Here is an 8,762-nt window from a genome sequence, read left to right as displayed (position 1 = left end):
CACACGACAACCACACCGAGAAACCACACCACCCGCTGATCGAGCACACGACAACCACACCGAGAAACCACACCACCCGCTGATCGAGCACACGACAACCACACCGAGAAACCACACCACCTGCTGATCGAGTAGGCGACGAGCGCAGCGAGGAGCCGTATCGAGATCACGCCACCCGCATTTGGAACAAGATGAATGATATGTTTCAACGCATGTCCAACGCCCTGCAGCGCACGCGTGACGCCATCCAGAACCGGGCGGCCGCCCGCTACCGCCACCGCGGCGAGATCGCACGCGTCGACGACCCGGTCGCCATCACCCGCATGCTCGGCACCCAAGAGTTCCCGTGGGGTATCACCCAGGCGCTGAGCTTCGCACTGTTCCGGACGTACGCGGTGCCGTCGATCGGCGAATTGCTCTACGCCACCGGACAGTTCACCGAACAGACGCAGAAACGCTACGACGACACCGTGCTGCTACTCGACGCCCCGATCGAGCACGGCTTCGACAGCCCCGCAGGCCGCGCGGGTATTCGGCGGATCAATCAGATGCACGCGATGTACGACATCTCCAACGACGACATGCTCTACGTGCTGTCGACGTTCGTGGTGTGCCCGGTGCAGTGGGTCAACAATTACGAATGGCGCAGGCTCACCGACCACGAGATCGACGGCCTCACCAACTATTATCGCCGACTCGGCAAGCACATGGCCATCAAGGACATCCCGGAGACCTACGCGGATTTCGAACGCTTCTACGAGGACTACGAGCGCCGCCATTTCGCGTTCAGCCCGAAGTCGCTCGCCGTGGCCGACGCGACCCTGGATCTGTTGGGCACCTTCCTGCCCTACCGACTGTTGCCGCGTGCCGTGGTGCGCCGGATGTCGTTCGCGCTCATGGATGATCGGCTACTCGAGGCGTTCGGCTACCCGAAGCCCACGGCGCTCGAACGTAATGCTGTGCGCGGTGGACTGAGAGCACGCGGCCTGGCCATCCGGTTCGGCGCGCGACCTCGTTCCGAACCGCTGTACGGTCGGGAGATGACGCAGGTGTGCGGCTATCCGCGCGGATACCGTATCGAGGAGTTGGGCACGTTTGCCCCGGGATGTCCGGTGCCGCACGGGTTGTCGGCGGTGGCGACCGTCGACCCGCAAGTCACGAAGGGTCAGCGCACCGCCGAATGAATCGCCGCGATACCGCCGGTCAGATTCTGCCACGCCACGTCGGTGAAACCGGCCATCCGGATCAATGCCGCCAAATGCGGCTGGTCCGGCCATGCCCGAATCGATTCTGCGAGATAGACATACGCGGCCGGGTTGCTGGACACCTTGGTTGCAACGGCGGGCAGCGCCTTCATCAGATACTCCATGTAGACCGTGCGGAAGGCACGGAAGGTGGGAGTCGAGAACTCGCAGATCACCAGCCGACCACCGGGTTTGAGTACCCGCCGCAACTCCGATAACGCCGTCGGCACATCGTGCACATTGCGCAGGCCGAACGAAATCGTTGCCGCGTCGAATGATTCGTCGGCGAAAGGCAGCGACATCGCATCGGCGGCCACCTTCGGCACGTCGCGGTGCGCACCGGCCTTCAGCATGCCCAGGGAGAAATCGGCCGCAATGCAGTGCGCCCCCGAAGTCCCGAGTTCGACGGTCGACACCGCGGTCCCGGCGGCCAGGTCGAGCACGATGTCGCCGGGTCGCAGGTCCAGGGCCTTGCGGGTCTTGCGCCGCCAGCCGCGGTCCTGGCCGAACGAGAGGACGGTGTTGGTGCGGTCGTAGCGCTTCGCTACGCCGTCGAACATCGCGGCGACCTCGGCCGGATCCTTGTCCAGAGTTGCGCGATCCTGCGAGCCGGATTCCATGGGGACCACGCTACCCGGCGGGACTCAACCTGCGAGGGTCCGCACCTCGTCGAGTCCGGTCACCGCACGATAGTGACCCAGCAGTTCGTCGCACACCGCCGGCCACGTCCGCGCCCGCACCGCGCTCAGCGCGGCCCGACCCATCTCCGCCCGCAACGTCGCGTCCCGCAGGACATCGATCACCGCCGGCAGCCGCTCGGTGAACTGGTCGGGCGGCAGCAGATAACCGGTGCGGAACTGCGACACCAGGTCGCGCGGCCCGCCTGCATCGGGGCCCACCACCGGCAGGCCGCTGGCCATGGCCTCCTGGATGGTCTGGCAGAACGTCTCGTGCTCACCCGCGTGGGTGAAGACGTCGAAACTCGCATAAGCCCTGGCCAGTGCGGCGCCGCGCAGCTCCCCGGTGAACACCGCGTTGGGCATCAGCGTCGCCAGCCGGGACCGTTCGGGCCCGTCGCCGACGACGACCAGTTGCACGGACGGATCGTGGGCCACGGCGGCGAGTCGTTCCACGTGTTTCTCTGGCGCCAATCGTCCGACGAACCCGACGACGAGCCGACCGTCGTCGGCCCAGGCCGCGCGGAGGTCGGGGTCGGTGTGCGCCGGATCGAACTGTTCGATGTCGACACCCCTACCCCACCGGAACAACCGCGGAACGCCCCGCTGGCTAAGGGCTTTCATCGTCTCGGTGGACGGCGCCAGGGTACGGTCGCACATCTCGTGCAGCCGGCGGGTGTAGCGCCAGGCCAAGCGTGAGGTGATGGCCAGGCCGTAGCTGGCGGCGAACCCGGCCACGTCGGTCTGGAACACTGCCACGGTCGGGACATCGAGCCGGCGCGCGGCGACGGCACCGGCCGCGCCGATCACGAACGGCGACGCCAGGTGCACCACGTCGGGCTCGACGTCACGCAACGCCCGGTAAAGCGCCGGGGTGGGCACACCGATCGGCAGCGACGTCACCTTGGGCACCATCACCGACGGCACCAGGTGCACCGGGGTGCTGCGGCCCACCATCCGCGGCGCCGACAGCTCGCCACGCGGTGTGTCCGGCGCGATCACCACGACATGGTGTCCGGTGCGTTCGAGGTGGTCGACCACCCGCAGGACGGAATTGACGACTCCGTTCATCTGCGGCAGGAAACTCTCGGCGACGATCGCGACCCGCATGCCGCCATCCTCCGCCCGGCGTCTTGCGCGGTTGGTCCGAACACGTGACCACGTCCCGAAGATCGGGTGAACGCATCCGACACGGCGCCCTCGGTTGTTTCCCCGGGCGTCGGGCACACTTCAGACGTGGCCGACCTGTTGTTGCTCAGTCGCTGGCTGGGTGCCGTTCCCGAATTCGTCACCGGCCGCGGTGGCGCGCGGATCGGGTTCATCCCCACCGCGTCGTCGATCTACCCGACCGCGCCTGGGTGGACCTCGACCGCAGGACGCTGCGCGAGCAGGGGTTCACCGTCACCGACATCGACCTCGAAATCCTGTCCGCATCGGAGACCGCGGCCGCGCTCGACGATGTGGACGCCGTCTTCGTCTCCGGCGGCAACGTGTTCCACCTGCTCTCCGTCCTGCGCCGCACCGGTGTCGACCGCCTGCTCACCGACCGAGTCCGCGCCGGGATGCTGTATCTGGGTGCCAGCGCCGGGGCCTGCGTCGTCGGCGCCGACATCGAACCGCTCGGCCTGCTCGACGATCCAACCGAAGCACCAGATCTGACGTCGACGACGGGCCTGGGCTGGATCGACGAGGTGATCGTGCCGCACGCCGACGGCATCGTGTCCGGCCGCGCGGTCGTCGACGAGCTGCGCATCCGTTACGGCAGCCGGTTCACGTTGCGGATGCTCGCCGACGATCAGGCGTTGCTGGTCTCGGGTTCCGAACGTTCGGTCATCTCGTCCTGATCCGGCTCGTCGTGATCGGACTCGGCCCGGGCGCGCCGAGCGTTGCACCGCCGGTTGATCTCGGCAAGCAACACCATCACCGCACCCACGATCAGCCAACCGACGACGATGATCGACAGCGCCGGGACGATGGCCAAAGTCCAGCTGCGGCCTGCGGGCCGCGCCAGGTCGGGGTTGGTGACGTCGTACTCGACGCTGATCCGCTGGCCCTGCGTCAGCTCGGTGGGATACAGCAGGCCGAGGCGGGGGCTGTGGAAGTCGCCGTCCGGGGTCTGGAAATTGACTGCGGCGTGCAGCCGGTCGGCGGAGACGACGTCGGCCATCACCGTCGCCATGTTCTCGTCGATCTGTGCGTCATTGCGGTGACACCCGGCGACCAGCACCAACGCCATCGTGGTGACCACCATGCCCAACAGCACCAAGACGTACTGGGTGCGGCGCAGGATGGTCGGGTTCACGAATGACAGACTAATGGTTGTGATCAGCAGCGACGTACACTGCGTGGGGAATCGCAGGGTCGTTCGATTCCAGACATCTGATGTGACGCCGGGGGAAAGTCATGGTCACGTTTGCTGAGCTCCGCGATGCTCGACCCAACCCATGGGAGTCTGCTGCTGACGACATCCTCGACGTCAGCAAACAGGCGGAACGCACGGCAGACAACATTCATGCCAACGGCGTCGATCCGTTGGTGGATCACTGGCCAGATCACACCGGCACGCTAGCCCGCGATTCCTTGGCGAGCTGCGCCAATAGAATGGTCAACGCCGGAATCTTGGCGCGCGGGGTTGCGACAGCACTCGACACTCTGGAAGACGCGATCGGTATCGCCCAACGAATGCTGGTGTCTGCGACCACCTTCGCTACCTCCAGAAATCTCACCGTAGATGAGAACGGCACGGTCGCTGTTCCCGATGACACTTCGGCCGAAGACTACTACCGCGCGATTTTATGGCGAGACGAGGCTCAGTCCATGATCGACGACGCTGTCGAGGCTGCTTCTCAGGCGGACCGGTCGTGTCTCGACGCGATCACCGCATGTAGCGTCGACCCGGATTCCGTGTCATCGGACACTGCTCGCGAGAAACAGGCGCAAGCGGTGCAGGCAGCCTTGAAGGAGATGCGAAACCTGTTGCCGGACGGCCAACCGCCAGAGGAAGTGCGGCGCTGGTGGGCAGGGCTGACACCTGAGCAGCAGCTGCAACTTAAACGCGCGGTGCCGGTTGAGCTCGCCGATCTTGATGGCCTATCAAAGGACGTCAAACGCGAACTTACCGACAGCGGCCGCGGGTACGACCCGGTAGAGACAGTTCGGTTTGCCATCGCAAACGCTGAGAACGACGAGCTAGACATCTTTGGTTCAATTCTGACGCCCAGCGGGAGTTCTTCCTCAGTAACGGCGGGCAAACAGTCGGCTTGGATCAGGCGATGCCCGGAGACGTCGTCTATTCCAACTATGCGCAGCCACATGAATCAGGCGACTTCAGCCACCACGCAGCGGTAGTGACAGGAGTGCTGCCAGACGGTCAGGTGCTGTACACCCAGCACACCCCCGGTGCAGCAAATTACAGCGTGCAGGATCGACTCCCGATGATCGAACAGGGCGAGGGCGCGCAAACGATCACGATCGTCAGGCCAAAGGAGACATGGTGACCCTGCATCACGACCGAACCAAGAGCTCACGAGTGGTTATGCTGCCAGCTGCTGCAACGGCCCTGATCTTCATTGCAGCGGCGCTCGCCAGTATTGTTGTGCTACAACACGAACGCGACATTTGGGTGGAGCAGGCCGTGAAGGCTGGTTGTCGCGACCTCCAACCGCTTCCGTCGGCAACACTTTTCGGGGGACTGGCAATCGTTCTCTCGATACTTGCGTGTGCGGCGATCGTGGCCGGGTGGACACGGAGTTCTCCACCGACATGGCTGGTTCTGATCACACTGGCCATGCTCGTCGTCGCCGCTGGGTTGGCGCTGTATGGCATTGTGACCGTCATCGATGCACCGTCTTCGCCCTACCACGGAGTTGATGGGAGCGGGCTTCCGTGCGGCAGCGGCTAGCGATGACAGCAAGTACGGAAGGCAGGAGATGACCGACCGAATCGACATCAATCCATCTGGTGTCAAGAACGCTGGCGCCATCATCGAAAATGAAGCCGGTGAGGCACGTGCTGGGCTGTTAGCACTATTCGACTCTGCCCAACCGGCGGCCGACGGAAATGACGGCTTCGCCACGGGGCCTGCGCTCGTGGCGTTCGCCAACAGCATGCGGTCGGAACTCGACTCGACAATCAACGAATTGCAGTCGACTGGCCAGCGTATCGTCGCAGCTGCCAACCGGATCAAGAGCACCGACGACGCCACTGCCGAGGGGATCAGCCGCATTGCGACATCCTTGAACGGACTTGGCAATCAGCCCTTGCCAGGTTGACGCCTCCCAACATCCGCGCCGCCGCAGTTTCTCGCCGCCGTCCTGCTCCCTACCGCAACCGTGCCGCGGCAACTAACGCAACCGCGCCCCGATCGCCGCGTGCACGGCACGCAGGTGATCGCGGTCGGTGGGGACCTCGATCACCTCGAGGCCACCTTCGGGGGCCGGCTCGGCCAGCACCGACGACAGCTCGCCGATCGACACCCGCCGGTGCGGCACGTGGAAGCCGGCGCACAAGGATGCCAGGTCGGCGGAATGCGGCGTGCCGAAGACCCGCTCGTAGGCACCCGAATAGGCGCCCGTGTTGTAGCGCGGGTCGCCCTGCTCGAGCAGACCGAAAATGCCGCCGCCGTCATCGTTGGCGACGACGATCCGCAACGAGGACGGCCGCGGCTCGCCCGGTCCGATGACCAGACCGGTGGCGTCGTGAATGAAGGTGAGGTCCCCCATCAGCGCGATGGTGTGCGCACCCGGCGACGACCGGTCGAGCGCGAGCGCCGCACCGATGGCCGTCGAGTTGGTGCCGTCGATCCCGGCGACGCCCCGGTTGGACAGCACGCGCACCCCGTCGGTCACCCGGCCGGCCAGCGCGACGTCTCGGATGGGGTTGCTGGCGCCGACGACGAGCTGATCGCCGGGCCGCATCGCCGCACTCACCACCCGCGCGACATGCAGTCCGGTGGTGGCGGCCGGGTCGTCGAGCATGCCGTCGAGTTCGGCGTCGACCGCCCCCAGCACCCGTTCCTGCACGTCGGCGCACTCCTTGAGCCACTCCTCGCGCGGCTCGCCGGTCGGCTGCACGCGGGTGCCGGTGGCGTAGACGTTGCCGGAGACATCGGGCCAACGTGGGCCGGTGGTGAGTGCGTACACCGTCACATTCGGGTCGGCCAGCAGCCGCGACACCCCGCGATGCAGCGTCGGCCGCCCGCAGATGATCGCCTGCTGCGGGTGGACGGAGTCCAGCGCCAACGGGTGCAGCGGCGTGTCGGCGTGCGGTGCGGTCGGTTCGGCGACGGTCGGAATGCCGGCGAGCGCCGGATGCACACCCGAGCCGTGCCCGGAGACCACCACCGTGTCCAACGAGAGGTCGATGGGCAGCGGGACGTCGAGCTTGCCGACGGGCGCCTGCGTCCACGGCAGGCCGTCAGGCCGCCCGGCGAAGGCACCCAGATCATCGTCGGTGGCGTCCGGGACGAGCGGTTCGCGCAGCGGGATGTCGAACTGCACCGGGCCCGCGTTGCCGGTGCGCGCACCGCGCGCCGCCGCGAGCACACGGCCGACGGCCGAACGCCACTGACTGTTGGTGTCGAGGTCCTGTTCGGCCAGCCCGAGGCTGATGGCCGCACGCACCTGGGTGCCGAAGATGCCGAACTGTTCGACGGTCTGATTCGCGCCCGACCCCAACAGCTCGTAGGGCCGATTCGCACTGACCACCACCAGCGGCACGCGGGCATAGTTGGCCTCGAACACCGCCGGACTCATGTTCGCCACCGCGGTGCCGCTGGTCATCACGATCGGCACCGGCTGCCCCGACGACACCGCCAATCCGAGCGCCAAGAATCCCGCCGACCGTTCGTCGATACGCACATGCAGCCGAAGTCGACCCGCGACGTCGGCCGCGTGCAGGGCGAACGCCAGCGGGGCGTTACGCGAACCCGGACACAGCACGGCCTCGGTCACGCCGCAGCGGATCATCTCGTCGACGATCACGCGCGCCTGCAGAGTCGAGGGATTCATTCCTCCAGCCTAGGACGACACCCGATCTACTACGCACGGCGTAAGGACATGGTGCCCGTCACGTCATCGGCGCACCATGGAGTCATGGGCTTCTACGAGGACAGAATCCTGCCGTACCTGATCAACATCACCTGCGGCATGAAGGACACCCTGCCGCTGCGCAGCCGCACCTGCGCGGGCTTGTCGGGAGAAGTGGTCGAGCTCGGCTTCGGCTCGGGCCTCAACGTGCCGTTCTATCCGGAAGCCGTCACGCGGGTCGCGGCGATCGAACCATCCAACACCGGGTGGAAGATCGCCGCCGACCGCGTCTACGCCTCGCCCGTGCCGATCGAACGGGCCGGACTCGACGGTCAACGACTCCCCTTCGACGACGACACCTTCGACGCGGCCCTGAGCACCTACACCCTGTGCACCATCCCCGATCTCGCCGCCGCACTCGCCGAGGTCAAGCGCGTCGTGAAGGACGGCGGCACCCTGCACTTCCTCGAGCACGGCAACGCTCCCGACGAGTCGGTCCGTAAGTGGCAGCGACGACTCGAGCCGATCCAGAAACGCGTCGCCGGCGGTTGCCACCTCACCCGCGACATCCCCGCCGCCCTGCGCGACGCCGACCTCACCATCACCACTCTGGACACCTTCTACGAGGAACACACCCCCAAGCCGATGGCAGCGATGAGTCTCGGCGTCGCGCAGGTGGGCTAGCCACAAGTGATCTGTAAGGAAGGTTAGGTGAGGTGGCGTCGCTGACTGGCGTCGTGGGCGCTGGGTCGGGACGGTTTCGGGTCAGGACGCTTTCTCGAGGTGGACCTGGTAGCCGAGTTGTTTGAGTTGGT

At 66.1% G+C, this 8,762-nt stretch carries 10 protein-coding genes; 6 read left to right on the top strand and 4 right to left on the bottom strand.

The features are described from left to right. Positions 1-212: 212 nt before the first annotated feature. Positions 213-1,184 (top strand): oxygenase MpaB family protein, encoded by a 972-nt coding sequence (locus tag L1892_RS24365; RefSeq protein WP_235726326.1) that lies wholly within the window; start codon positions 213-215, stop codon positions 1,182-1,184. Here L1892_RS24365 and L1892_RS24360 read toward each other — a convergent pair. Together L1892_RS24360 and L1892_RS24355 are read right to left on the bottom strand one after the other, a co-directional pair. Next, a complete protein-coding gene (locus L1892_RS24360) occupies positions 1,166-1,864 on the bottom strand; it encodes a demethylmenaquinone methyltransferase (RefSeq protein WP_235726325.1) in 699 nt (232 codons plus the stop codon). The genes L1892_RS24365 and L1892_RS24360 overlap by 19 nt on opposite strands. Positions 1,865-1,888: 24 nt before the next feature. After that, complete coding sequence (locus L1892_RS24355; protein WP_235726324.1) at positions 1,889-3,031, bottom strand: glycosyltransferase family 4 protein; 1,143 nt, start codon at positions 3,029-3,031, stop codon at positions 1,889-1,891. 248 nt (positions 3,032-3,279) lie between these two features. Between L1892_RS24355 and L1892_RS24350 the strand changes: the two genes are divergently transcribed. Further along, complete coding sequence (locus L1892_RS24350) at positions 3,280-3,765, top strand: Type 1 glutamine amidotransferase-like domain-containing protein (protein ID WP_308191735.1); 486 nt, start codon at positions 3,280-3,282, stop codon at positions 3,763-3,765. Here L1892_RS24350 and L1892_RS24345 read toward each other — a convergent pair. Next, complete coding sequence (locus tag L1892_RS24345) at positions 3,717-4,223, bottom strand: DUF3592 domain-containing protein (protein WP_235726323.1); 507 nt, start codon at positions 4,221-4,223, stop codon at positions 3,717-3,719. The genes L1892_RS24350 and L1892_RS24345 overlap by 49 nt on opposite strands. Before the next feature lie 101 nt (positions 4,224-4,324). Here L1892_RS24345 and L1892_RS24340 point away from each other — a divergent pair, with 101 nt between their 5' ends. From L1892_RS24340 to L1892_RS24330, 3 genes are all read left to right on the top strand, one after another. Further along, the gene (locus L1892_RS24340) at positions 4,325-5,269 is read left to right on the top strand and encodes a hypothetical protein (RefSeq protein ID WP_235726322.1); all 945 of its coding nucleotides are present in this window, start codon (positions 4,325-4,327) and stop codon (positions 5,267-5,269) included. A gap of 142 nt (positions 5,270-5,411) precedes the next feature. Further along, on the top strand, positions 5,412-5,822 hold the full coding sequence (locus tag L1892_RS24335) for a hypothetical protein (protein WP_235726321.1): 411 nt from the start codon (positions 5,412-5,414) through the stop codon (positions 5,820-5,822). A 28-nt stretch (positions 5,823-5,850) separates the two neighbouring features. Further along, positions 5,851-6,192, top strand: a complete 342-nt coding sequence (locus L1892_RS24330) for a hypothetical protein (protein ID WP_235726320.1) — start codon at positions 5,851-5,853, stop codon at positions 6,190-6,192. Between the two features lie 72 nt (positions 6,193-6,264). Here the strand turns inward: L1892_RS24330 and menD are convergent, their stop codons facing one another. Next, a complete protein-coding gene (gene menD / locus L1892_RS24325; RefSeq protein ID WP_235726319.1) occupies positions 6,265-7,929 on the bottom strand; it encodes a 2-succinyl-5-enolpyruvyl-6-hydroxy-3-cyclohexene-1-carboxylic-acid synthase in 1,665 nt (554 codons plus the stop codon). A gap of 84 nt (positions 7,930-8,013) precedes the next feature. Between menD and L1892_RS24320 the strand changes: the two genes are divergently transcribed. Continuing rightward, a complete protein-coding gene (locus L1892_RS24320; protein WP_235726318.1) occupies positions 8,014-8,631 on the top strand; it encodes a class I SAM-dependent methyltransferase in 618 nt (205 codons plus the stop codon). The last annotated feature ends 131 nt before the right edge of the window (positions 8,632-8,762 follow it).

The organism is Gordonia tangerina (assembly GCF_021556435.1).
Lineage (GTDB): Bacteria > Actinomycetota > Actinomycetes > Mycobacteriales > Mycobacteriaceae > Gordonia > Gordonia tangerina.
The sequence above is the reverse complement of the archived record's forward strand: the minus strand, read 5'-3'. Positions and strand labels throughout refer to the sequence as shown.

Excerpts from the sequence above, each read along its gene's own strand:
- L1892_RS24365 (WP_235726326.1), top strand. The coding sequence starts at position 213 with ATGTCCAACGCCCTGCAGCGCACGCGTGACGCCATCCAGAACCGGGCG.
- L1892_RS24360 (WP_235726325.1), bottom strand. The coding sequence starts at position 1,864 with ATGGAATCCGGCTCGCAGGATCGCGCAACTCTGGACAAGGATCCGGCC.
- L1892_RS24355 (WP_235726324.1), bottom strand. The coding sequence starts at position 3,031 with ATGCGGGTCGCGATCGTCGCCGAGAGTTTCCTGCCGCAGATGAACGGA.
- L1892_RS24340 (WP_235726322.1), top strand. The coding sequence starts at position 4,325 with ATGGTCACGTTTGCTGAGCTCCGCGATGCTCGACCCAACCCATGGGAG.
- L1892_RS24335 (WP_235726321.1), top strand. The coding sequence starts at position 5,412 with ATGGTGACCCTGCATCACGACCGAACCAAGAGCTCACGAGTGGTTATG.
- L1892_RS24330 (WP_235726320.1), top strand. The coding sequence starts at position 5,851 with ATGACCGACCGAATCGACATCAATCCATCTGGTGTCAAGAACGCTGGC.
- menD (WP_235726319.1), bottom strand. The coding sequence starts at position 7,929 with ATGAATCCCTCGACTCTGCAGGCGCGCGTGATCGTCGACGAGATGATC.
- L1892_RS24320 (WP_235726318.1), top strand. The coding sequence starts at position 8,014 with ATGGGCTTCTACGAGGACAGAATCCTGCCGTACCTGATCAACATCACC.